We start from the raw sequence: 22,983 nt of genomic DNA on the forward strand, positions 1-22,983 counted from the left end.
GCGCCGCAGGTTGAGCATAAGTCCCCAATGACTACCCGCCGCAGGTAGAGGACGGACAGCGAGCGGGTCGCATTTGAGACAAGGTGACGTGGAACGAAAGGGCGCTGACCTTCTGGTCGCGCCCTTGAAGTTGAACGTCAGATTGTACAGGTGCGGCCCGCGCAGCGTCGGCCGGTCCGCCGTTCGGTAGAACGGCGGAACCTACTACACGGCCTGTGCCAGCTTCTCGGCACGCTCGGCGGCGGCAAGCGCCTCGATGACGGCACCGAGTTGGTCGCCCAGAAGTACGCCGTTGTAGGTGGAGTTGAAACCGATACGGTGGTCGGTCACGCGGTCCTGGGGCTGGTTGTAAGTACGGATCTTCTCGGAACGGTTGCCGTGGCCAATCTGGCTCTGGCGCTCGGCGCCGAGCTCGGCCTGCTGCTTCTCGAGTTCCATCTCGTACAGACGGGCACGCAGCATCTGCATGCAGACCTCGCGGTTTTGAATCTGGGAACGCTGCTCCTGCGACTGCACCACGGTATTGGTGGGCAGGTGGGTAATGCGCACGGCGGAGTAGGTGGTGTTAACGCACTGACCGCCAGGACCGGAGGCACAGTAGGTATCGATGCGCAGGTCGGACTGGTTGATCTGAACGTCGATCTCCTCGGCCTCGGGAAGCACGGCGACAGTTGCCGTGGAGGTCTGGATGCGGCCCTGGGACTCGGTCTTGGGAACGCGCTGGACACGGTGCACGCCGGACTCGAACTTCATGACGGAGTAGACACGGTCGCCCTCGACCTTGAACTCGATGGACTTAAAACCGCCGGCCTCGCTGGGGCTGGAGTCGAGCACGGTGGTCTTCCAGCCACGCGACTCGCAGAAGCGTTGGTACATCTTGTACAGGTCACCGGCGAAAATGGCCGCCTCGTCGCCACCTGCGGCGGAGCGGATCTCGACGATGGTGTTCTTGTCGTCATTGGGGTCACTCGGGATGAGCATGTACTTGATGTCTTCCTCGAGCTGGGGAAGCTTGTCCTCGTTCTCGGAGATGTCCATCTGGAGCATCTCCTTCTCGTCGGCATCGGTAGTGTCACGGAGCATTTCTTTGGCAGCCTCGATGTCGTCGAGCGCGCCGATGTACTCGCGCGCAGCGGCAATGAGGTCGGACTGGTGCGCGTACTCCTTGTTGAGACGCGTGAACTCCTTGATGTCGGAGGCGACGGCCGGGTCGGAAAGCTTCTTCTCGAGCTCCTCGTAGGCCTTGATGATCTTTTCGAGCTTGTCGCGCATGGCGGAACTCCTTTATATGCGTGAAGGTGAAAATCGGCGGAATTGATGGGGCGCATGGCGCCGTTGCGGGGTAAGCCCAGCTAGAACATGTCGATTTTCAGATACATGCGCATCCCTTCGCGTATAGGGTACATAGTTGCGGTCTAACCCATATATGATAGCGTGCGCAGGCAAACCTGCATATAACCCGCACGGAATGAGTGGACGTAGTCGTTGGGGACGTTCCTTAACGACGAGTCGTTTAAGAACGTCCCCAACGACTACAACGGCTAACAAAGGGACTGTCGCTTTGTCACATTCTAGAGCGTTTGAAGCAGAGCGATGAAAAAGTGGACACCTTGGAGGTAGGCACGGCGGGTAATGCGCTCGTTGGTGCCGTGGACACCGCGATCGCACTCGTCATCGTCGACCACAAACGCCGAAAAGCGAATGCATTCAGAGCAAATACGCTGATAGTTAGCCGCATCGGTGGCACCGATCACAGTTGAGGGCACAATGCCGACAGCAGCCCCGCCCGCCGCATTCGGTATGTTTTCCTCCGCCCCCTTTTGATCACGAAAGTAGCGGGCGGCAATAGTGCGAACGGCCTCGAGCCCCGGTCCGCCAACACGCGGGGACGGCGAAGGTTCTGAGCTGCCGGGGCCAAGTTCGACCTCCACGCGCCCGGTAAGGCCCGCAGCGGCAACGGCCTCGCGGCAACGGTCAACAACATCAGCCACGCCCGTGCCCTCGAGCATGCGGAAGTTAATATTGGCCCACATATCCTGCGGCATCACGTTGGCGCCAGTGCTGCCGCCCTCAATCTGCGTGGGCGCACAGGTAGTGGTCACGAGCGGATAGAGCTTGTTGCTGGCGAGGCAGTCGCGAACAATGACGCCTCCGTTGGCGGCAATCTCATCCGCCGTGTAGAGCCCCAACTCGACAAGCTGCGCGGCAAGCAGATCGGTCACGCGCGTCGGCCACTCGATATCGCAGATTGCGGCGATAGCGCGGCTCAATACCTCGAGCGATGTGCCGCCGTAGGGGTTGGACGAATGTCCGCCTTCGCTCTTCGTCTTGAGCACGATATCGGCATAGCCCTTCTCGGCAAGGTCGGCATGCATAAGCCAGCCCTCGCCCGCGCCGTACTCGGCAGCCGAAACAATACGGTAGTCACCCTCGTCGATCAGGTATTCAAGTTCAACGCCGCGCTCCTCGAGCACGCGGCCGATGGCCCCCGCTCTCTAGAGCAGCGTAACCTCGAAGGCGCGCTTGTCGGTGGCGCCGGGAGCCAAGGTGATGGTGTTGACCTTGTGCTCGAAGACGTCGTCCTCGGTGTCCATGGTGGTATGTCCGGTCCAAGGCTCGAGCGCCACGAACGGGGCGTCGTTGGCGGCAGACCACACGCCAATGTACTTAAAGCCCTCAAAGTCAATCTTGACGCCGTGGCCCGACTTGCGACTGCGCAGCGTGAGCGTGGAGCCCGGGGTATCGGTGAACATGATGGCGTCGTTGTCGAAGCTACGGTGTGTGATGGGCAGCACGTCCGAGTTATCGGGAGCCTTGTAGCTTCCCTCGAACGTCATAAGGCCATCGGGCGTGATGATGGGCGCCTCGTTAGTCCAAGCCTCGGTAAACGCCAGCTCGTAATCCTCGAACGCCTCGTCCTCGGCACCGGGAACGGGCACGTTAAATGCGGGGTGGCCGCCCACCGAAAACGGCAGGTCCACGTCGCCGGTGTTGGTGACGGCAAAGGCCTGCGTAAGAGTGGCGTCGCCAGTCAGGGCATAGGTCATGTTGAGCTTAAAGTGGAACGGGAAGGCCTTGAGCGACTCGGGCGTATCGGTGATCTCGTAGGTGACGGACGAACCGTCCTCCGACACCTCGACCAGCTTGTGCTCCACAATACGCGCGATGCCGTGGCGCGCCATCTCGCAGCTGCCGGCCGCAGACGTCGCCGTGTTGTTGCGCAGCGAGCCCACAATGGGGAACAGGATGGGCGCATGCTTGCCCCAAAAAGCGGGATCGCCCTGCCACAGATACTCGTTGCCGTTGAGGGCAAGGCTCGTGAGCTGGGCGCCCATGGAATCGATGGCCGCGGTGAGGCCGCCGCGCCTGATGGTAGTGACGGTAGACATGCTACTTCCTCCAAAAGTAAACAATAGTGTCGAGGACTATTGTCCCACTCTTGGCGGCGGGACGGGACGACAGGCGATTATTGAGTAGCCATAGCGGAAATGGGCGGCGAGCGCCTACTGGGTATCCACGTAAAGGTCAAACCCACCCTGCGAGGTGGTGTCGACCGTATCGGGCGCCCGCGAGTTAAAGCTCGCGGGAACCATTCTTTTCGAGGCACGAAAACGCGTGCCGTCGGTGGCGACAGGTGGCTCATCGACCGTAAGTTCGTAGTCGCCGGGCTTGAGCTCGATACCGTCACCTTCGGAATTGACGTATTGGTGCTCGTCGATCGCTTGTCCCTTGAGCGTACGGCCCACGATATGGATGAGCATCTGGCTGTCGCCGCGCGCGGTATCCCACGTCGCGCCGTCCTTGACCTCGACCGACACATGCACCGAGCGCGTACGGTTGAGCGATTGTTCGACGGAGATCTCGACCTTGGCGGCGTCTTGGCGCTGCTGCTCAACATGGCTCCAAACGCTGCCGATTGCCGAGCAGGCGATAACGCCGGCCATGAAGGCGATGAGGATGGGGCCGAGCGGAGAGCGCCGGCCCGCGCCTTCCTCGCGAGCCAGATCGGGGCGATGCGTGGGCGCAGGCGCCTGGGCGCCCTGCGCGGGCACGTCGAGAATGCTGAAGGATGCCGTGCTGTCGGGGTCGATAGTGTGACGCGGCTGTGGGGTCCTTGCCGGCGAGATGGACATGTCGGCCGGCTCACCCAGTGTGGCCGTGGCGTCGGCCTTTGCCTCGTCGGCCTCAGCCTGGGCCCAGGCCTGTTCAAAGGTTAGGGGTTCGGCCGAGTCGGAAGCGGCGTCCGTCTCGACGGCATCGTCGCCGCTCTCGTCCTCGTCGCTCGACACGTCATGCGGCGCGGTCTCGTCCCACTCCTCGTCCGGAACCTCGCCCTCGCTATACCACCATTCAAAGTTATCGATATCCATACGGGGCGCCCCTTAGGCCTCGCAAATAAACACTTGCTAGCCTTATACCCCCAGACGGCACGAGGGCTCGCACGGAATGCGAAAAGGACTGCTCCTTTGTCGCATCGAAACGGATCTGTTTACGTTTAGCCGCGGGTAATCTTATTTCTCAACAAGAAGTCGACTGCCCCCACGATTCTGATGCCATCGATGTCCGTTGGATGGTCGCCATCCCTGACAATCAGGATCTTCTCATACGAATCAGGAATTTTTCCTAGCGTGCTTAGCTTGAGCGGTCGCAGCTCGCGTTCCCTCGTCGCCTCGGCACCGATCCGTTCGGTAACCTGGATATATTTGCGGTCTGATCCCTCGCCGATTGCGACAAAGTCGATTTCCCCCGCGCGTAGATGGCCGCAAAACACTTCGTATCCTTCAAAGACAAGCTGGTTGTAGATGACGTTCTCGAGCATCCTTCCGCTATCGCTACCTCTATATCCGTCAAGATAGCTGCGAATTCCCGTATCAGCTATGTAATATTTACCGCCTGTCTTAAGAAGCTTCCGCCCCTTGATGTCATACCTTTTTACTTTGGTAAACAGGTACGTCTCTTCCAGAGCGTCAATATATGCCGACACCGTCGATGCGTTGGTCTTACCGCCCGCTGATTCGTTGAGCGTCCCTACGATTTTGTTGACCGAGGTTTGGTTGGAGATGTTGTCTGCCAGATACGCACAGAGCCGCTCGAGAACATCGCGCTTGGTGATAGCTCCGCGACCCCTACGCGTCACACGCGACAGGATATCGCGCGCGACGATCGTCTGGTAGAGGCTACGGATATAGTCGCGACACAGCTCACGTCTCGGCTCATCATGGGCCAGAAACGGCATGCCGCCATAGGTTATGTACTGCTCAAGCACGGTATTTGAATTAAGGCGATCGCCCGTCTTGGAAACAAGTTCGACCCTCTCACCAAGCCCTTCAGCGGCGACCGCATCAATCGAGCGAAAATCAAGATATTCGCCAAACGTGAGAGGCTGCATCTTGACCTCGACATATCGGCCCGAGATAAGCGTTGCGAGCTCGCTCGATAGCAAAAAGGCATTGGAGCCCGTTACATAGATATCGCACGGCAAATCCACTCGGAGCGAGTTGACCGCCTTTTCCCAACCTTCGACATTCTGGAGCTCGTCAAAGAACAGGTAGGGATGATCGATGCCGTCGATGCGCTCCCGAACCATACGATAAAACGTCAGATAATCCGTAATTCCCGCGTACTCTAGAGATTCCATCTTAAAGGTCAGCAAACGCTCGGCTGGCACCCCCTGTTGCGCCAGATAGTCCCTCATCATGTCCAATAACGTTGATTTGCCACAACGGCGTATGCCCGTCACGATTTTGATGAGGTCGGTATCCTGAAAAGCAATGAGTCGATCAAGATAGCGGCTTCGGCGAACGATATCCATAGAGTCTCCCTAGCGCCCGACCAGACATGAAATCTTATAAACTTGCATTTTTTGCAAGTTTATAAGATGTTACCTTAGAAACTTGCAGAATTTGCAAGTTTCTAAGACATGGAATGTGACAAACGGACTGCCCCTTTAAGACCGCCGATAACGCCCGTGTCGAGCGTGGTGATACCGAGGATCGTGCTCTGGCCCGTCGTAAGATTGGCGGGATCGATAACGCCAGTCGCCGTGAGGAACGTGCCCATCACGGAGTTCATGCACATGTAGCCCAAAAAGCCACAAAGCGCCGCGGTAGCCTTCTCGGACTTGGCGAAGCCATAGGCGAGACAAATCGAGAAGATAACCGGGATGTTGCTCATAACGATGCCGGCTGCGGCCTTAAGAATCGAAAAGAAAATCGCAAAGCCCGGAGCAGCAAGCCAGGGAACAGCTGCCGTAAGGGTGGGGCTGGTAAAGGCATTGCCAAAGCCCTGAAGGATGCCGGCGATTGGCAGGATCAGGACAGGCGTCATGAGGACTTTGCCCAGGCGCTGGAACTTTGCCAGCAGCTCATCTTTGTTCATGGGATACCCCTCTTAAAGAAACGGGGCGTGCAGTTCTACAACCCACACGCCCCATAACAGTTATCAAACGCTATGGAACTAGCTACTTAAGCTCCGGCCAGTAATCCTTATTGGCCTCGATGAGCTTATCGAGCACCTTACGCGCCTTCTTTGCGTCACCGACCAGACGATTAAGCGTGAGTGCCTGCAGGGCCTTCTCGTAGGAACCCTCCATCCAAGCCTCAACAGTCAGGCGCTCATAGGCGTACTGGTTCTCCATAAGACCGCGATAGAAGGTGCCAATCTTGCCAACAGCATAGGGCTGCGGGCCATTGGCGCCCACGCTTGCCGCGACCTCGACCATGGCGTCATCGGGCATCCCCTCGATAATGCCGTTGTTGGGCACGATGACAATGAAGGTCTTATTGGTGTTGCGATAAATGGCCGAGGTGATTTCCACGATCATATCGCCATGAGCATCGTTCTGCACAACCGAGGAGTTCTTTGCGGTGCCGACTTTGGCAACACGCTCGCACTCGGCGAACACGCGCTTCTCACGACCGTTGATAACCTCGTCGGAGCGAGTGTAGTCGGGGTCGAGGTGAGCGACCTTGTACTCGGGATACAGATAGTACTGCAGATAAGTGTTGGGCAGATAGTCGGGGAAGTCCTCGAGCATGTCCTTGACCATGGCGTAGGTATCAAGCCAGGACTGGTCACGCTGCTCGGCATCGGCAGGAAGGAAGCCGTTCTTCTCCGTGTACTCCTTAATCTGCGGGACGAGGTCATGGCCCTCTTCATCGTAGATGTGCTTGAACCAACCGAAGTGATTGAGGCCAAAGTACACGGGCTCCGTCTTGCTCATATCGCGACCGAGCAGGCGACCGTAAGAGCGCATGAGGTTGACAGGCTGGTCGCAGATGTTGAGAACGCGATGCTCATCGGGCAGAACGCGCTCGAGACCATATGCCACAATAGCAGCCGGATTGGTGTAATTGATAATCCACGCCTCCGGGCTATGGGCGCGAACGTCGTTGACGATCTCAACCATGTCATTCATGGAGCGCATACCGTAAGCCATGCCGCCAGGGCCCACCGTTTCCTGGCCGATGATTCCCATATGCAGCGGAATCTTCTCGTCCTTGCTACGCATCTCGTAGCCGCCGGTACGAATCTGGCAGAGCACAAAGTCGACGTCGGTGTAAGCCTCGTCCTTATCGGTGGTGTAACCAAACTCCACACCGGGCTCCTCCTCAGCAAAGAGGATCTTGCCAAACTCGCCGATCGGACGCTGGCGCTCGGCATCGATGTCATAGAGCATCACGCGGTTCAGCGGCAGAATGTCCATGTGCTTGGTCAGGGCTTTAAGAATGCCAGGGCACCACGTGGAGCCGCCGCCAACGATCACAATATTGAGCTTATCCTTCATGTTCCGTCCCTCCAGGGTTGGCTGATCGGTGTTCTCGAAGACCTTGGGCTCCGCGGCTGTCCTCGGCTTGCTTCGTTTCGATTGGTATTTTGCGACATAAGGTCATTTGCAAGTCCCCGTGTGGGCCAATGCGAAACGGGGACACATGATTTCGCTCACGACACAGATATGTGTAGGCAGACACGCGCGTTTGCCCAGTTCATGGGCAATAGGCAATCTTGACCGATTACCGATTTCTCACCTGGCTACACAAAGCGGTACCATATGTACGGCGAGGTGCGAGGGGCTGAAACATCTTATGAAAGATCAAGAATCCTTTTATGATCATGTGCGAGCTGGCGAGAGCAAGCTCAACGATCTCGAAAGCGAGATCATGCGCTACATCATCGAGCTGCGTGATGATATTGACGATGTCACGCTTAAGAGCGTTGCCGAACGGTTCTTCGTCGCTCCCAATACAATTGTCAGGCTTGCCCATAAACTTGGCTTCTCGGGGTTTACGGAGCTCAAACAATCGTATTCCGCCTCGCTCGATCGCAATCGATTCACTATCGAGGCACTTCCTCTTGATACCCAGCTCGTACAGACCAAAGATCTGCTTAACGACCGGGTCATCGATTCGGTTGTGAGTCTTATCCAGGACGCCTCGCATATCGTGTTCTTCTGCTCGGGCTTTTCGAAATACCCGTGCCTCGAGATGGCTGAAAAGCTCAAAATAATGGGCAAGAATACCGACACGCTCAGTGAACGCCACGTCATGAGGCATTACGCAGAACTCCTCGGCAAAAACGACCTGGTCTTCAGCGTTTCCGTAAGCGGCGAGACGCAGGTGTCTATTGACGCCACATCGATAGCCAAAACGCGCGGGTGCAAGGTCGTCACGCTCACCGGCTTTTCTCGAAATTCCCTCTCGAAACTAGCCGACTACCCTATCTACACCGTGCAAAAAGAAATCCGCTTGGGCAGCATGGACCTCGACAGCCGATTGATGTTCTATTACGTTTTCGAATTGATATTTGAGCGCTACTTCAAACTGGCCAAGAAATAAAACTTGGTATGCGCCCGGCTTCGACTCTTTAGCAGCCTTCTATATGAAAGGAACCGCGCATGCAACGTGTACTGTTTATCTGTTATGGAAACATCTGACAGTAAGGACAAACTGCCTCATAAATGAGCGGTTTGTCCTTTTCATTTAGTCAAGTTGCAACTTTTTTGCAACTTCTAAGGGCTCTAATTAACTCTCATTCCGTCGTTTCGCCATCGCATCTCGCAGCGCCCGAAGCACCTCAATTGCTACAGGCAGCTCATCGACCTCGAACGAGTCAAGAATTCCCTGCACTTCCGCAGAAAGCGCCGCTTTATCGGGTTTCGACGCATCCGTTAGCAGAGCGTCTACGCTTACAGACAGTTCCTCAGCAATCTTACGGTAGTGTCGAAAAAGTTGATGTAACCCGTCGTTCGGGAACGGGCCGCCGCCAGAATCCGTCTGCATCATAGAACCCCAAAAGCTATCCCCCGTCGCATCTCCTCGAGCTCGCCGCCCAGGGCTATCGCTCCATGGCCGTCATGCGCTATGTCGCGCTCTTCAAAATCAAAGATGGCCATGTGTTCATCACCCACATTTTCCATCAGTCCCAAGACTACGCGCGGTTGGTCTAAACACATCAATCGAGCTCGCAGAACGTTAATGCCAGGTCCTCGCGCCCAATATCCCAAACATTAGGAAAGAATTAGCATTCGCACATGTCCAGATTGCCGTACCGTAAGAGGCTAGGAAACTCTGCGGAAGGCGAGGTGGGCCATGCCCCGCATCTTGGTGGTGGACGACGAGGAGGCAATTGCCGAGCTCATCGGTGTATACCTGCGCAACGAGGGATTTGATGTCGAGATGTTCGGCGATGGCGCCCAGGCGGCCATACGGGCACTTGACCCACATGCCGCGCCGATCGATCTGGCAATTCTCGATGTGATGCTTCCCGGGTTGGACGGCCTGGAGCTATGCCGCCGCATCCGTGCGGAGCACGCCTATCCCATCATCATGCTCACAGCCAAAGGCGAGCAGGCCGACCGCGTGGCGGGCCTCACCTTCGGGGCCGACGACTACGTAGTCAAGCCGTTCCTGCCCCTTGAACTCGTCGCCCGCGTTAAAGCCCAACTCAGGCGCGCGACCATCTATAATCCCGCCGAAGCCGGCGATGCCGCCGCGGGCTCCCCAGTATCCGGGCCAAGCCTGCTGGTACGCGGCGGGCTCGTGCTCGACATCTCCGCTCACGAAGCCACCCTCAATGAACGCCCGCTCCCCCTCACGCCCACCGAGTTCTCCATCCTCCAACTGCTACTCGAAGCCAACGGGGCCGTACTCTCGGCACGAGAGCTGTATTGCGGGATCTTTGGCGAGGGATATTACGACAAGGGATCGGGCTCTATCACCGTACACATTCGACATTTACGTGAGAAGATGGGTGATTCATTTGAGGAACCGCACTACATCAAAACCGTCTGGGGATGCGGGTACAAAATTGAACGCTGAATCTCTTCGAGACCGTCTGACATCGCTAGCCCTGGGGCTCGCGGCGGCCGTATTAGGGCTCACACTCATCCGAATCCTGTTCAGCGCGTTGTTCGATTTTATAGACACCTATATGAATGGCGCCTTCATGAGCTGGTTCGCCAGCCAGGTGCTGCAGACCTTCAACCTCGATGAACTGGGGCTGATGCCCCTTGACGTGTTGAGCCCGGATGGCGTGCGCTTCATGTTTTACCAGTTGGGCTTGGGCGCCCTTGCGACCCTGGTCATTGCCGTCGCCCTCACGATGTTGATTGCGCGCCGTATGGAACGCAGGCGAACGTTGGAGGCCGTTTGCCGCCGCATCGACACCTTTATGAAGGGCGAGGCGCCGGCAGCCGATGTGTTTGGCCCCGGATTTGACGACGTCGCCCTGCGCATGACCGAGATAAAACGAGCCATGCGCGATCGCGAGCAGGCGCTACGCGATGAGGCCTCCCGGAAGAACGACCTCATCACCTACCTGGCGCACGATCTCAAAACGCCGCTCACCTCGGTCGTGGGCTATCTTTCCCTGCTGGACGAGGTCCCGGATATGCCCGCAGAGCAACGCAACCGCTATACCGCCACGGCCCTGGACAAAGCCCGGCGTCTCGAACGGTTGATCAACGAATTCTTCGACATCACACGCTACAACCTGCAAAATATCGAACTCGAGATGGAGCCTGTCGACCTCTCGTTTCTTCTTGTGCAAATGCTCGATGAGTTCTATCCCCTGCTGAATGGGCATGGCAATACGGCCAAGCTTGTCGTAGACGGCACGGAGATTACGGACGAAGAGCCCGAGCCGCTCATGATCGAGGGCGATGCCATGCGCCTGGCACGCGTGTTCAACAACATCCTCAAGAACGCGATCGCCTACAGCTCGCCCAATACACCCATCGCCGTTAACGTGGATACGGCCGATGCGGAACGCGTGCGCGTGCGCATAACCGACATGGGTCTGACCGTTCCCCCGCACAAGCTGCAGTCCATTTTTGACAAGTTCTATCGCGTGGACGAAACCCGTGCGACCTCGACAGGCGGGGCAGGCCTGGGGCTCGCCATCGCGCGCGAGATCGTCCACTTGCACGGCGGGGAAATCACTGCGCAGAGCTCCGGCGGCACAACGGGCTTCACCGTCGAGCTTCCAAGGCACAACGCCTAGGCCAGGCGGAAACTCCACAGGTTGGAGCACTGGGAAAGCACGCGCTCGATGTCCCAGGTCTTTTCACTTCGGTTGCGGCTGTTGGGATCTCGCACAACAAGCCGTCCGGACTCGTCGATGCCCGCCAGCACGATAAAATGGCCGGTCGTGGTAAAGTCGCCGGGACGGACGCTCGCGATAATGGGCACACCGGCAGCAAGGGCCTCGGACACACGCCCCGCATCAGCGGGCATCTCCTCACCTACCATGCCCAACTGAGCAGCGCCGACCGTCATGAGCTCCCACGATGTCATGCCGTCCACGGTGAACCCGGCATCTTCGCTCAGTCGAGCCATTTCCACGGGACCCCGATTCGTACGCCCCGTTAACGCCACATATACCATGGCGAGGCACGTGGGCCCGCACCCGTTTTCGCCAATGGTGCCGCCGGCGTACGGCTCGGTAGCCCATACCGGATCGATCTGATACAAATGCGGAATCGCACCGCGGCTCCACTCTCGCTTAGGCGTTGAGCGCGGGGCCGTCAGGGCATCCCATCCTGCCGCCACGGGCGCAGTCGGTCCCCCGTTGCGCCACGACGACAAGGCGATGGCGCCAATCGTCAGCATCGCAACCACGAGGGCGGCCGCGCGAATGCCGCGTCGCTGACGCCGGCCGCGCAAAGGACCTCGATCGATGCGACGCACACCACGGTAAGCCGTGCGGGCGCCTCTGCCCCGCCGTTGAACGGGAAATGCCTCCGTGCGACCCGCCGGGACGCGATAGACGTCGCTCCCGCCATAATTCCCATCGCTATATGGGCGTTGACTTGCCAACATGCATTCCATAATGCCTCCCTTATCGCCGATTGCGCCCGTACGCCATCGATAGGGAGAATATGGCCCTGCCCCATAAGAGGTCTTGAATGAAATCCTAAGGTTTTGCTAAGAGCGGCAGCTGCCCCAGCCTACTGTTCCATAAAAGCCGGGACCCAATCCGTCTTGTCAAACCTAACAATCTCGTCATCGGCCTGCAGATACAGCGTTCCGTGCAGGCCGTCCTTCGAGGTGAACGCAAGATGGACGGACCCGCATTCGCCGCCCGCCTCGTCCAGCAGCACGAAGCCGTTGGGGTCGGCCGAACGCTTGAACGTGCCGTTCATAACGTCACCGTGCTCGTCGACGTGCCGCCACCGCCCCTCCTCGTCAAGAAACGCAAGCGTTGATCGGCCGGGCTGCCGCTCCTGGAACATACCGTTGATGGCAAATCCCTCGGCAAGGCCCCTCTTGATGACCGCGGTCTCGCGCGCCGACCACAGACCGAACCCCGCGCCCACCAGCGCGATTCCCAACGCAAGGGCGATCGCTCGATAGGATACCGTCCGCTTATCCATACGAACCTCGCTCTCTGGGGAATCCCACTCCCCGGGGAACCCCGGCCGAATTACCTATGCATGTGATGATGATGCCCCGTGTAACAGATGGGCGAGGCCACATGCATATACCGGCCGCGGACGGCATGCGATCAGGCTAAAACGTGCCGCTAGCAGCCCAATGCCAGCAACAACACGGCGATCAGCGCAAAATCGCCAGCGACGCCAGCGCCTGCATATCCTCTTTAAGTGGAGTCACCTCGACCTCGGTGCCGTCTTCCATCATCAGCACATCGTCCAACTGATGCTGCATTTGTCCTCCATGCCTCATGGTTCTTCTCCTTCCAACACTGTACCGACTGATTGCTAACAACCCGTAAACTGCGGGCAAGATTACCGTTTGTTTACCGTTGAGTCCGGTTCACACGAGGCCCGACTCGCAGAGCGCTTGCGCACCACGCGCACCAAGTACGCGCCAGCAACCAGCATGAGCACCGACACCGCCACGGCCGCCACGGCCATCTCCACCTTGCCCGCTCCCAGCGCCGAGGCGGCAACGGTCGAGGTGACGATCGAGGGGATCCGCCCAAACGTTGCGATAAGCACCACGGGACCAAAACCCATGCCGGTCAGGCCTGCAAAGTAGGTAAGGAAGTCCTTGGGCGTTCCGGGGACCAGGAAAACGCAGAGCATCACGAGACCCATGCGGCGCGAATTGTGCAACCAGGAGAACCGCTCGACCAGGCTGCGGTCGAAGAACAGATCGATAAGACGCCAGCCCCAGCGGCGCACCGCCCACCAGATCACGCAGGTCGCCGCACCCGACGCCGCCAGGCACATGGCCGTGCCCTCCCAAAAGCCAAAGGCGTAACCACTTGCCAGCTCAACCGGTTCTCCCGGCAGAAACGCCAGCAGCACCTGGACGAAGTTGATGAGGAAGAGCACGAGGCGGCTGGCGATGGCATGCTCGGCAACAAACGTGCGCACCTGCGCAGGGTCGCCCAGCCAAGCGAGCACATCGGGCAGGTATTCCCAGCACAGCGGAAGAATGAGCGAGATCGTACCCACCGCGGCGGCCATCACGGCCCAACGCATGCGACGGCGGTGCACCGCGATCTCGGGCGCCGAGGACACCGGCTCCTTGGGTGCCGCATCGCGCTGCGCGGCCCTCCGGCACGCCGAGCACGTTTCCTTGCGACGGCACGTTGCACAGTCCTCGCGCGGGAACACCGTTCCCATCATTCCGAGCGGGCGCATGGCCGCGTCCGCACCATTCATGTCAACACGCATCTCGGACACCTCCCTGGTTGCCTACAACCAGTAGTGTCCAAAACGCGTGTCAATCCTTTGTCTACGCTGGAAGATTTTCGCCAGGAGCCTTGCATCCGCACTCAAACGTCGCCGTCACGCACGCCCCGCCGCACGGGCCGTTGGCCAGCTCGATGTCGCCGCCGTGCAGCTCGGCCAACACGCTCGACACATTCAGGCCCAAGCCAAAGTGCTCGGCCGACTTGTTTTCGCTGTAGAACGCATCGCATGCGCGGTGCAGGGCCTCAGGCGAAAAACCATCGCCATCGTCTCGCACGCGCACAATCAGACGCCGCGAATCGCCGTTGTCCCCCACGCCCAGCTCGACCACCACCCGCGCGCGGGCGTGGCCGCATGCGTTGCTCAAAAGGTTGTCGAGCACTTCCTCCACCAGGGACATGTCGAGCAAGAGCGCGGCGGCGGTAGCCGAGACCCCATCCATGCCCTCGACCGAGCGCACCTCGACCGCCAACTCGGGGACCCTGGCCGCAACGACCTCGCGCGCGTGCCGCCTAAGCTCGTCCTCAGCCTCACGCAAGGCGAGCGGGGCACGGTTCACCGCACGATCCTCGAGCTTGCACACGCCGCTCATGGCATTGGCGTACGACTCCAAGCGGGCAACCTGCACCTGCAAACGTTCAACCTGCTCAGATGTCACCTGTTTGCCCGCATCCACACGCATGCGGGCCAGCTCGGCCGTTCCCTTGAGCACCGTGATGGGCGTGCGCAGATCGTGGGCGAAAGCCGCGTTGAGCTGGCGCCGAGACTCAGACATGTGCCACAGGTGCCGTTGCGCCCTCAGCAGCTCGGCGCGCATGGCATCCAAGGTGGCACCCAAACGGGCCAGCTCGCGGCCGCGCACCGGCTCGATCTCAAAGTCGAGATCCTGCGAGCCGATCCGCTCGGCCGCGACAGCAAGCTCGCCCAACGGCTCGGCGATGTTGGTGCGATAGAACCGGCGAAACATCACGATCGCCAGGCCGCCGTAGATCGCAAAAGGCCCTACACCCTGCACCATATCGCTCGCCGCAATGAGGGGAGGGTGCATGCCTCCGGCAAACGCGTAGTAAGCGACGTTGGAGATGCGGTCGGCCCCAAAGGCATCACGCAGGTCGATATCCGTAATCTGCTTGAAAGCCGCCACCGGATCCGCCCGCAGCGTGCGCTGCTGAGCGTCGTATTGGGCAAGGTTGTCTTGATCGAGCGCCACGACCTCCACCGCGCCGTCCTCATAGTTGGTAAACGAGGCGTCTCGGCCGGGTCCCAGATACTCCCCGTTAAGACCCCAGTCCATCAAGCCGATCGCGCCCCGCTCGACGCCGGCCACGGTGGCATAGCTCTGGGACTGTTCAGGGTACGCACGCTGCGTCGCGGCCGCACCGGACGTGGGGCGCTGTGCCCCCTCGTCCTCGCCCGTGGCCAAAAAAACTGCGAGCCCCTCGGCCCCGGGAACCGATATCTCAGTTGCGGGGCGCAGCTCGTGCGCAGCCGAGTCGTAGATATACGGACCCGAGAACAGCCAGCTATCCTCATCGATGCCCGTACCCGAACGCCGATAGACGTCCTCCACCGTCTCGGTCGCGCCGATCAGCGCCAGGCAGGCCGCCGTTGCCACAAGCAAGTACACCGCCACGCAGGCGGCAAAGGTCACGCCGAGCGGGCGGGCCCTCCACCACGCGCGCGCCCGCTCGCGCAGGCTCGGCCGCTCAGCCCTCGGCGCACCGCCCTTCATCGGGCCACCCACTTATATCCCACGCCCCATACCGTCTCGATGGGGTCGGCCGCGACGCCGGCCAGCTGGAACTTTTTACGAATACGGCGGATATGCTCGCGCACGAGCGAGGCGTCGCCCGTGCCATCCCAGCCCCATACGCGCTCGTAGATGGCATCGCGGTCGAAAACCCGGCCGGTACGCTTGCTCAGCAACGCAACGATATCGAACTCCAGGCGTGTGAACTCCACCGGCACCGCTGGCTCGCCCGCGCGGCGCACCTCCACCGAACGCTTGCCGTAATCGATCGTGAGCTCCCCAAAGAAGCGCACCGCCAGATCGTCCTGGCGCGACCGCCCCTCACGGGCCATGTGCGCGGCCACGCGGCGCCCCAGTACCGGCAGGGAGAACGGCTTGAGCACATAATCGTCGGCCCCGGCGGCAAACCCGTCGAGCTGATCAACGTCCTCGATACGCGCGGTAAGAAAAATGATAGGGCAGCTCAGATGCTCGCGAATGCGACGGCACACCTCGAACCCGTCCATGCCCGGCATGTTCACATCAAGCAGGATGATGTCGAACCCGCGCGGAGCAGCGACCAATGCCTCGGAACCGCTGTTCGCGCACGTCACCTCGAACCCCTCGAGCGTGAAATACTCCGCGAGCATATCCGCGATCTCGGCCTCATCATCCACCACGAGCATCCGCATGGCGTCTCCGTCCCCCGCCGCTGTCAATCCACCCGCATTGTCTCCCAAGCCTGTCTACTTTTTGTCGACAAATGCCCCGGAATTGCGCACGGCCGTCGCGCGCTTTTTAAGATTATCAAGCCCGCACATGCAGTCCCCGCGTTCGATTGCCTCTAGGCGCTCCCTTTCGTACAAAGCCTCTTCGACCGCCTGGTTAATCGTCCGCTCCAGCACCTCCTCAGAACAAAATATGTATGCAGAGGCACCGTTTTCCGTGATACGCAGGAGCTTTTCCTTTGCGGCATCTCGAACCTCACGAGAATTGCGCTGCAGCGCACTGACAGGATATACAGCATTTTTCTCGAACACCATAGCTAGCTCCTTAATTTATATGTTTTTATGAGGCATCAAGACCTACGCCGACCTCGCCGAGACGTGCGGGAACATGGTGCTCGCAAACGAGATGGCAAAACGCCCGCTTGAGCTTGTAAGCGGGGACTGGGCGCCGTGGGAGGAGATTTTCCAGTGGTACATCATACAGGACCCGTCGTTTGTCATGGATCACACGGGCGAGCCGGTGTTCTACGACGAGGAGCTTGACCTGTACGTCCTTGGGGTAAATCATCTAGGCACAGCTTGGCGGCTCGTGCCCGCTCCGATAATCTACGACTGAAACGACGCCGAAGGGCGCAGCGAAAACAATCGCTGCGCCCTTTATTTTTTGCTCCGCGCGCACTCAAGACGCGCTTTCTACACGTCGTCACTTTACGCCTGAACTTGTAGAAAATCCTCCGAGAAGATCGCCCCGTTTATGGGGCTTTTCGAAGCGCTTTCTACAACTGTCGCAATCTTCGACAGATCCAACCCCTAAAACATGCCTTGTTTTCTACAGCGTTTCACGCCATATATCAGGAGAAATCGCCTTGGCTCCCTCCGCTATACGCTTCGGGGGCAAAAAAGGCAAAAGGGCATAAGAGGGGCTGACGCAGCTTGCGCTACGGTCGGCATAGCCGACGGCCCCATGCCCGCCGCCTGCATGCTTCGTACTGATAACCCACGCGCATCGAGCGAAGCGAGATGCTGGGATGCGGCAAAGCACGCACGTGAAGGCCTTATGAATCTTGAAAAATCGCATCGACTTTTTTCTCCTCATTTATGAACGGATGCGAACAAAAATACTTGTTTATCAGGCTTTTCTCGATTTGCGGATACATGGCGACGCAAGTAATCTCGGCTTGTATTGAAATTGCGTTGCAGGCAACGCCAAGTGAAAAGGAGGCTCGAATGAGCAAGGAGACAAGTGTTCGGGATGCGTCTGAGAACTCTGTGTACAGCATGCTCGAAAATGCCATGTTGGTCGTTGACGAAGAGGAGGCAAAGAAGTTTCTTGGGGCAACCAGGCTTTTGCAGTTGATGGTAGACAGCGGTGATGGCATCGGGCCTGCGCATCTTCGTCACTGCTATGACTCATCTCATCGCTATTACTTTGTAAGCGATCTGCTGTATTGGAACACGAATCGTCGCTAGGGTTCTCGAAAGCAATCCCGCGCAGCCCGTACCACTAGCAATTATGTGCCCCGATGCGCCAGCGAAGCAGCATCGGGGCACATCCATAAGGAGAGGAGGTGACAAGAGTGCCCACGAGGAAAGACAGCAAGGGGCGCATCCTTCGCCAAGGAGAGGGGCAGCGCCCGAACGGCCAGTACTATTTCAAGTTCAAAGACGTGAAAGGCAAGACGAAGTACAAGTACTCGTGGACGCTTACCACGCACGACCTCCCTCCCAAGGGCAAAAAGTCGGGGCCGTGCCTCCGCGAAATCGAGAAGCAGGTGCAACGCGATCTGTTTGACCGCGTTGCACCAAGCGGGATGACCGTTCTCGAATTGGTTGAAAAGTACGTCGCGACCAAGACGGCGGTGCGCCCGACTACGCGCGCGGGCTATAAGACGGTTATGAACTTTCTCGCCAAGGACGAGTTCGGAAGCAGGAAGATCGGCGATGTAACGACGCTCGACGCGAAGAATTGGCTCATCTATCTTCAAGGCGAACTCGGGAAAAGCTACAGCGCGATTCATTGCATTCGAGGAGTGCTTCGCCCAGCTTTCCAGCTAGCGGAGGAAGACGACCTCATCAGGCGCAACCCGTTCAACTTCGAGCTTGCCACCGTACTCGTCAATGACTCCATTGAGCGCGAGGCCTTGTCCCCACAGGACGAGCGCAGGTTCCTCGATTTCATCAAGGGAGATAAGCATTACTCGCGATACTATGAAGCGTTCAACATCCTCTTCAACACGGGGCTGCGCATCTCGGAGTTCTGCGGCCTCACAAAATCTGACCTCGACTTCGAAAACGGAAGCATCCGCGTCAACAAGCAGCTGCAGAGGGGCAGCGATATGAGGTACTACATCGAACGCCCCAAAACGAAAAGCGGCGAGCGATACGTACCCATGTCCGAGGAAGTCAAAGAATGCTTCAAGGCAATCCTTCAAAAGCGTGCCAACCCACCTGTCGAGCCCGTCGTTAACGGAGTGAGCGGATTCCTGCTTCTAGACAAAAACGACATGCCGAAGGTTGCGATGCACTGGGAGAAGTACTTCCAGCTCTCCCTCCGCAAGCACAATAGCATCTACAAGAAGGAGCTTCCCAAGATTACCCCGCATGTATGCCGACACACGTTCTGCTCCAAGATGGCTCGCAAGGGGATGGACCCCGCGAAGCTCAAGTACATCATGGGGCACTCGGACATTAGCGTGACATACAACACGTACACCCACCTCGGATTCGAGGATGTGAGGGACGACATGCTCCGCATGACGGATGGTGCCGTGTAAGCTAAAGTGTACGAAGTTGTAAATCCGCGAGGTTTACAACCGAGTTTACAACTTTTGCGGCGGAAAATATCCGCTCATACACGAGTCGATTCGGGATTCCGCGACTGGGCGATGACATACGAACAGCGTTTATTACCTGCGGAAACCCTGATATTTGAAAGGAAATCCAAGGGTGCACAGAATCCTGTTTGTATGCCACGGCAACATCTGCCGCTCGACGAGGTAACCGCTGATTATCAGGCGTATTAACCATTCAAATCATCTGGTCTACTACCTTTTTACTACTCATTAGAGGCTCAGGCACGACAGGCCAGATGGTTCCGCTTTTCACAACAGCCTACTTTTTCGACCGTTCAACAGGTCAGTAGATTAAATAGCTTATCAGCATGCTAGAGTTGTACCTGCTACACAACTCTAGCATTTTTAATGCTCGCGCTTCACAACTGAAGACACTCAAGTCAGTGACAAGGAGTGGTATTTGCCCTTTCTCCTTGCTGACTCGTGCCACCGCGAAGCGCTTGGAGCTGTGTAGCAACTGTGGGTGGATACTCCTCCTTTTCGTGCTGCACATTTCATTCTTTGGATGAGCCTCCTTCCACAGCGTTTACCAAGTGTCGGAGGAAGGAACGCACACTATGAAACAATCAGCTCCCCTCGCCGCGGTTGTGGGGCTTACCCTAGCTTTAAGCGTCACTGGATGCACTGACCCTTCGGTGTCTGCAACGATGAAGTCCATTGACTCTATCGGAACCGTATCAATCGAATCAAAGGATGCCATCGACTCGGCAAACAAGCAGTATGACTCCCTTGATAAAGAGCTTAAAAAAGAAGTTGAAAACTACGCTGAACTAAAGAGTGCAAACAAACGTTACGACCAACTTCTCTATAGCGAAATCACCAAGGAAATCAGCCATTCTCAAGAAATTCTGAGTTCATATTTTGCCCAGCAGTTCGATACCAAAGAAATCGAAGCTGCAAAATCAGATGCGCAGGCCGCACTAGATGCTTCTGATACAGATGGTTACTACAAAGTCTACAAGGCATTGAAAAAAGCCGACAAGGAACTTGATACCTTCATTAAGGACGAAATGAAAAAGTCCTACAGCATGGAAACATACGGCGGAGACAACCCCTTCAGGCTGGAAGAGTCCGACCTTCCTCAGGAATGGCTCTTCTCTCCGATTAAAATGCAAACTTCGGCACACCCCAGCCTTGTCGCCAGCCGCAAGGAAGCAACTGACCTTCCCACATACATCTATCTGTACATCAATAACTCATCCCGCAAATACACTTACGAGCTGAATCAAATCCCGACTAAAGCAATCAAAGTTCAGGACGAGAATGGCCAGATGAAGACAGCGCTTGTCAATACTGAGGTAAAGTTTACCGCCGCCTTCAACCAAGCAGCAAATAACGATCTCAACAAAGAATTAAACGAACGTCCCGCTTATTTCTTTGCAAGGGCAAAGGACAGCGCAATCGTCCTCGCTCTCCAAAACTACGATGGCGAAGACTATTACGTTCTCTATACATCTGGGAACTGAACAAGGCATCATCGTTACTCGTAAAATGTCACAACCATCCAAAAGACTTATCGGCCCTTTTTGATTTGAGTATTAATTCTCATCCTGTTCCCAACCTGCTTTATAGAGGAAACCCTCTGCCCACAAAAATTAATTTGCTCCCTAAACACAAGGTAAGAGGGGACAGATATGAAGCCGAAGTGCAACGGAGGCGTAAATCTGTCCCCTCTTACCTTGTGTTTAGGGAGCAGCAAACGCAGTAATGAAACCGAAGGGTTCATTACGAAGTGCGGTAGAGCAAGGCGAAGCCGCGCAGCCCGTAGGGCGGAGCCTTAACTCTCATTAAATAAAGCTAATGGACAAATTTGGAGCTCTTATATATAAGAATTCCAAATTTGTCCATGACAATCACCTTAATCAGCCACTTGCTTGTTTCCTCTTTTGAATCAAGCTATATCGTCCGATGCTATCTTTCTTGCCGTCAATAACTAGATATTCGCGCTGCAATTGATTTGAAGTTTTCTTCCAACCCATCAGCCGTCCATGGTCGTCTTTAAACCCAAGTTCCTGACGCAATTTATCTTTTGCTTTCCTATAGAGCTTAATACCTAAATATGGCTCAACAATATCTGGATCAATGTAGCGTTCTGCACCATCACCGCCTGACGCTCTTTTGTATAGTGTCTCAATGTCTCCTCTATATCTCCCCCTTGCCTGCGTTATCACTTCTTGATTTGAGTTGTTAACTATTACATATTCCAATTTTGTTTTGCTCGGATTAATGTTAATCCCTGTTTCGTAAGCTGCATTTATCACCAACACCTGCAAATCATCAGGATAACTTTCCGTTTTTATTAGATGATCCCTCACTTCTCGTTGTTCCTTGTCCATTGGAAAGTCTTTGGCGTGAAGCGACCATATACCCATGGCGCGAATGCCCCTAGAACGCAACTGTTCGACTATCTCGTTAACTTGCTTTATTTGTTTTGTATAAATCAGACCCTTTGCTTGAGGGCTGATACTGTCTAACAAATTGTCAATGTCGCTAAACTCAATTTCTTTTTGATTCCGATAGCCCTTAAGCCCAAAAGTCGATTTAATTACTTTAAATGGAGCACTATTCCAGAAAACAAAATAGTCTAGCGCAGCTTTGGGAGTCGCACTCAACGTCACGACAACGTTGCTTTCGTCTTCTACGCGCTTCAACAGCTCCTTCAAAGCAAGTGCGGTCGAATTCTCATCCTCCCCTGGATAGAAAGACTGGTGAACAGCTTGGGACAGCTCGTCTAGACAGATAACTGAATCGTGCTCCCACCACTCTTCTGAAGAATATAGGCCTCTTTGTTTAGCCGAGTTAATACGCGAACCGAATGCAGCGTACGTCATTGCGGCAATACCATCCAGCTCCCTATCTAAGTAATACCTGCCATTAGGGAGATATCCTTTTCTCAAGCGCCCTTCCCTTTTGAATTGTTCAACTAGCGATACTTGAGGAGCAAGATACAGCAACCTATGGGGAAAGTTCTCTGAATACCTTTTTAGCTCACCTTTTATAAAAGTTGTCTTACCTGTACCGGGCGGCGAATAGATTAGGTTTAATTTCCCACCCTCAAGTTCAGTCATGTCAATTGCATCTGAAACGTAGTACTTCTTCTCTGGATGCGTTTCACGCTCTTCGAGGCTTATCGGTGTTGGAGGCTGGTAAAACAAGTCAAGCACATCCGATTTGGCATCTTGATGCTCGTCATTTGCCTTTAGCCCCTCTTGCAGTTTTACCTGACCGCCCGCTCGATTGGCTGCTCTCCTTTGGTCTGACTCTATTAGCTGTCTCTCCGTCTCCTTCCATATTTCAGCAAGGACTGGATTGGACTCCACTTCAAATTGAGAGCCATCTTCTCGTACTTTTCGATTCATAACAGCAGTCATATACTGCCGAGACGCGTTTTTACCAAGTTCACATTCAAGCTCTAGCTTTACGCGCTTCACTTTTTCGTCTATCGGCCCTAGCCGATTAAGAATTTCTAAACATGTCTTTGCAATGTCCATCAAGCAGCACCTTCTTTCTAAAGTA

22 protein-coding genes are annotated in these 22,983 nt (G+C 56.5%); 7 read left to right on the forward strand and 15 right to left on the reverse strand.

The window, feature by feature from the left end; translation table 11 throughout:
* Positions 1-204: 204 nt before the first annotated feature.
* The 7 genes from prfA to ACTQXM_RS05470 form a co-directional block, all read right to left on the reverse strand.
* Positions 205-1,272 (reverse strand): peptide chain release factor 1, encoded by a 1,068-nt coding sequence (gene prfA, locus ACTQXM_RS05440; RefSeq protein ID WP_154518366.1) that lies wholly within the window; start codon positions 1,270-1,272, stop codon positions 205-207.
* Positions 1,273-1,571: 299 nt separating this feature from the next.
* Positions 1,572-2,474 carry a peptidase dimerization domain-containing protein gene (locus tag ACTQXM_RS05445; RefSeq protein ID WP_441537246.1) on the reverse strand — a complete coding sequence of 301 codons (903 nt, stop codon included), beginning with the start codon at positions 2,472-2,474 and terminating at the stop codon, positions 1,572-1,574.
* 21 nt (positions 2,475-2,495) lie between these two features.
* Positions 2,496-3,389, reverse strand: coding sequence for an aldose 1-epimerase family protein (locus ACTQXM_RS05450; RefSeq protein WP_441537247.1), 894 nt, complete (start codon positions 3,387-3,389; stop codon positions 2,496-2,498).
* A 114-nt stretch (positions 3,390-3,503) separates the two neighbouring features.
* Positions 3,504-4,370, reverse strand: coding sequence for a hypothetical protein (locus ACTQXM_RS05455; protein ID WP_441537248.1), 867 nt, complete (start codon positions 4,368-4,370; stop codon positions 3,504-3,506).
* Between the two features lie 125 nt (positions 4,371-4,495).
* Positions 4,496-5,812, reverse strand: a complete 1,317-nt coding sequence (locus ACTQXM_RS05460; RefSeq protein ID WP_441537249.1) for an ATP-binding protein — start codon at positions 5,810-5,812, stop codon at positions 4,496-4,498.
* A 101-nt stretch (positions 5,813-5,913) separates the two neighbouring features.
* Positions 5,914-6,378, reverse strand: a complete 465-nt coding sequence (locus tag ACTQXM_RS05465; RefSeq protein WP_441537250.1) for a PTS transporter subunit EIIC — start codon at positions 6,376-6,378, stop codon at positions 5,914-5,916.
* Positions 6,379-6,460: 82 nt separating this feature from the next.
* Positions 6,461-7,786 carry a 6-phospho-alpha-glucosidase gene (locus ACTQXM_RS05470; protein ID WP_427794057.1) on the reverse strand — a complete coding sequence of 442 codons (1,326 nt, stop codon included), beginning with the start codon at positions 7,784-7,786 and terminating at the stop codon, positions 6,461-6,463.
* Positions 7,787-8,084: 298 nt separating this feature from the next.
* On the opposite strand from ACTQXM_RS05470, the gene ACTQXM_RS05475 reads away from it, so the two are divergent.
* Positions 8,085-8,834 carry a MurR/RpiR family transcriptional regulator gene (locus ACTQXM_RS05475; RefSeq protein WP_117757480.1) on the forward strand — a complete coding sequence of 250 codons (750 nt, stop codon included), beginning with the start codon at positions 8,085-8,087 and terminating at the stop codon, positions 8,832-8,834.
* 186 nt (positions 8,835-9,020) lie between these two features.
* Here the strand turns inward: ACTQXM_RS05475 and ACTQXM_RS05480 are convergent, their stop codons facing one another.
* Positions 9,021-9,281 carry a hypothetical protein gene (locus ACTQXM_RS05480; protein ID WP_317285300.1) on the reverse strand — a complete coding sequence of 87 codons (261 nt, stop codon included), beginning with the start codon at positions 9,279-9,281 and terminating at the stop codon, positions 9,021-9,023.
* Between the two features lie 306 nt (positions 9,282-9,587).
* Between ACTQXM_RS05480 and ACTQXM_RS05485 the strand changes: the two genes are divergently transcribed.
* On the forward strand, positions 9,588-10,316 hold the full coding sequence (locus ACTQXM_RS05485; protein ID WP_441537251.1) for a response regulator: 729 nt from the start codon (positions 9,588-9,590) through the stop codon (positions 10,314-10,316).
* An 88-nt stretch (positions 10,317-10,404) separates the two neighbouring features.
* Positions 10,405-11,499: a sensor histidine kinase gene (locus ACTQXM_RS05490; RefSeq protein WP_441547616.1), complete on the forward strand. Its 1,095-nt coding sequence runs from the start codon at positions 10,405-10,407 to the stop codon at positions 11,497-11,499.
* Here the strand turns inward: ACTQXM_RS05490 and ACTQXM_RS05495 are convergent.
* The 6 genes from ACTQXM_RS05495 to ACTQXM_RS05520 all read right to left on the reverse strand — a co-directional run bounded on the left by ACTQXM_RS05495 (position 11,496) and on the right by ACTQXM_RS05520 (position 16,930).
* Complete coding sequence (locus ACTQXM_RS05495) at positions 11,496-12,185, reverse strand: C39 family peptidase (RefSeq protein WP_441547617.1); 690 nt, start codon at positions 12,183-12,185, stop codon at positions 11,496-11,498. The two genes, ACTQXM_RS05490 and ACTQXM_RS05495, sit on opposite strands and share 4 nt — an antisense overlap.
* A 260-nt stretch (positions 12,186-12,445) precedes the next feature.
* Positions 12,446-12,871, reverse strand: a complete 426-nt coding sequence (locus ACTQXM_RS05500) for a hypothetical protein (RefSeq protein ID WP_441537254.1) — start codon at positions 12,869-12,871, stop codon at positions 12,446-12,448.
* 372 nt (positions 12,872-13,243) lie between these two features.
* Positions 13,244-14,140, reverse strand: coding sequence for a TVP38/TMEM64 family protein (locus tag ACTQXM_RS05505; protein ID WP_441537277.1), 897 nt, complete (start codon positions 14,138-14,140; stop codon positions 13,244-13,246).
* A 61-nt stretch (positions 14,141-14,201) separates the two neighbouring features.
* Entirely contained in the window at positions 14,202-15,890 is a 1,689-nt protein-coding gene (locus ACTQXM_RS05510) for an ATP-binding protein (protein ID WP_441537255.1), read from the reverse strand.
* The gene (locus tag ACTQXM_RS05515; protein WP_441537256.1) at positions 15,887-16,579 is read right to left on the reverse strand and encodes a response regulator transcription factor; all 693 of its coding nucleotides are present in this window, start codon (positions 16,577-16,579) and stop codon (positions 15,887-15,889) included. The genes ACTQXM_RS05510 and ACTQXM_RS05515 overlap by 4 nt, the downstream gene beginning before the upstream one ends.
* Before the next feature lie 54 nt (positions 16,580-16,633).
* On the reverse strand, positions 16,634-16,930 hold the full coding sequence (locus tag ACTQXM_RS05520; protein WP_441537257.1) for a hypothetical protein: 297 nt from the start codon (positions 16,928-16,930) through the stop codon (positions 16,634-16,636).
* A 73-nt stretch (positions 16,931-17,003) separates the two neighbouring features.
* Between ACTQXM_RS05520 and ACTQXM_RS05525 the strand changes: the two genes are divergently transcribed.
* The 4 genes from ACTQXM_RS05525 to ACTQXM_RS05540 all read left to right on the forward strand — a co-directional run bounded on the left by ACTQXM_RS05525 (position 17,004) and on the right by ACTQXM_RS05540 (position 20,933).
* Positions 17,004-17,231: a hypothetical protein gene (locus ACTQXM_RS05525; RefSeq protein ID WP_441537258.1), complete on the forward strand. Its 228-nt coding sequence runs from the start codon at positions 17,004-17,006 to the stop codon at positions 17,229-17,231.
* A gap of 611 nt (positions 17,232-17,842) precedes the next feature.
* A complete protein-coding gene (locus ACTQXM_RS05530) occupies positions 17,843-18,085 on the forward strand; it encodes a hypothetical protein (RefSeq protein ID WP_441537259.1) in 243 nt (80 codons plus the stop codon).
* A 107-nt stretch (positions 18,086-18,192) separates the two neighbouring features.
* Complete coding sequence (locus ACTQXM_RS05535; protein WP_441547618.1) at positions 18,193-19,389, forward strand: tyrosine-type recombinase/integrase; 1,197 nt, start codon at positions 18,193-18,195, stop codon at positions 19,387-19,389.
* 635 nt (positions 19,390-20,024) lie between these two features.
* Entirely contained in the window at positions 20,025-20,933 is a 909-nt protein-coding gene (locus ACTQXM_RS05540; RefSeq protein ID WP_441537261.1) for a hypothetical protein, read from the forward strand.
* 396 nt (positions 20,934-21,329) lie between these two features.
* On the opposite strand, the gene ACTQXM_RS05545 is transcribed toward ACTQXM_RS05540, so the two are convergent.
* Entirely contained in the window at positions 21,330-22,958 is a 1,629-nt protein-coding gene (locus ACTQXM_RS05545; RefSeq protein WP_441537262.1) for a hypothetical protein, read from the reverse strand.
* Positions 22,959-22,983 lie beyond the last annotated feature (25 nt).

This window comes from Collinsella sp. LCP19S3_D3, assembly GCF_052121455.1.
In the GTDB taxonomy this organism is placed as follows: Bacteria; Actinomycetota; Coriobacteriia; order Coriobacteriales; family Coriobacteriaceae; genus Collinsella.

Excerpts from the sequence above, each read along its gene's own strand:
- prfA (WP_154518366.1), bottom strand. The coding sequence starts at position 1,272 with ATGCGCGACAAGCTCGAAAAGATCATCAAGGCCTACGAGGAGCTCGAG.
- ACTQXM_RS05450 (WP_441537247.1), bottom strand. The coding sequence starts at position 3,389 with ATGTCTACCGTCACTACCATCAGGCGCGGCGGCCTCACCGCGGCCATC.
- ACTQXM_RS05455 (WP_441537248.1), bottom strand. The coding sequence starts at position 4,370 with ATGGATATCGATAACTTTGAATGGTGGTATAGCGAGGGCGAGGTTCCG.
- ACTQXM_RS05460 (WP_441537249.1), bottom strand. The coding sequence starts at position 5,812 with ATGGATATCGTTCGCCGAAGCCGCTATCTTGATCGACTCATTGCTTTT.
- ACTQXM_RS05465 (WP_441537250.1), bottom strand. The coding sequence starts at position 6,378 with ATGAACAAAGATGAGCTGCTGGCAAAGTTCCAGCGCCTGGGCAAAGTC.
- ACTQXM_RS05470 (WP_427794057.1), bottom strand. The coding sequence starts at position 7,786 with ATGAAGGATAAGCTCAATATTGTGATCGTTGGCGGCGGCTCCACGTGG.
- ACTQXM_RS05475 (WP_117757480.1), top strand. The coding sequence starts at position 8,085 with ATGAAAGATCAAGAATCCTTTTATGATCATGTGCGAGCTGGCGAGAGC.
- ACTQXM_RS05480 (WP_317285300.1), bottom strand. The coding sequence starts at position 9,281 with ATGATGCAGACGGATTCTGGCGGCGGCCCGTTCCCGAACGACGGGTTA.
- ACTQXM_RS05485 (WP_441537251.1), top strand. The coding sequence starts at position 9,588 with ATGCCCCGCATCTTGGTGGTGGACGACGAGGAGGCAATTGCCGAGCTC.
- ACTQXM_RS05500 (WP_441537254.1), bottom strand. The coding sequence starts at position 12,871 with ATGGATAAGCGGACGGTATCCTATCGAGCGATCGCCCTTGCGTTGGGA.
- ACTQXM_RS05505 (WP_441537277.1), bottom strand. The coding sequence starts at position 14,140 with ATGCGTGTTGACATGAATGGTGCGGACGCGGCCATGCGCCCGCTCGGA.
- ACTQXM_RS05510 (WP_441537255.1), bottom strand. The coding sequence starts at position 15,890 with ATGAAGGGCGGTGCGCCGAGGGCTGAGCGGCCGAGCCTGCGCGAGCGG.
- ACTQXM_RS05515 (WP_441537256.1), bottom strand. The coding sequence starts at position 16,579 with ATGCGGATGCTCGTGGTGGATGATGAGGCCGAGATCGCGGATATGCTC.
- ACTQXM_RS05520 (WP_441537257.1), bottom strand. The coding sequence starts at position 16,930 with ATGGTGTTCGAGAAAAATGCTGTATATCCTGTCAGTGCGCTGCAGCGC.
- ACTQXM_RS05525 (WP_441537258.1), top strand. The coding sequence starts at position 17,004 with ATGGTGCTCGCAAACGAGATGGCAAAACGCCCGCTTGAGCTTGTAAGC.
- ACTQXM_RS05530 (WP_441537259.1), top strand. The coding sequence starts at position 17,843 with ATGAGCAAGGAGACAAGTGTTCGGGATGCGTCTGAGAACTCTGTGTAC.
- ACTQXM_RS05540 (WP_441537261.1), top strand. The coding sequence starts at position 20,025 with ATGAAACAATCAGCTCCCCTCGCCGCGGTTGTGGGGCTTACCCTAGCT.
- ACTQXM_RS05545 (WP_441537262.1), bottom strand. The coding sequence starts at position 22,958 with ATGGACATTGCAAAGACATGTTTAGAAATTCTTAATCGGCTAGGGCCG.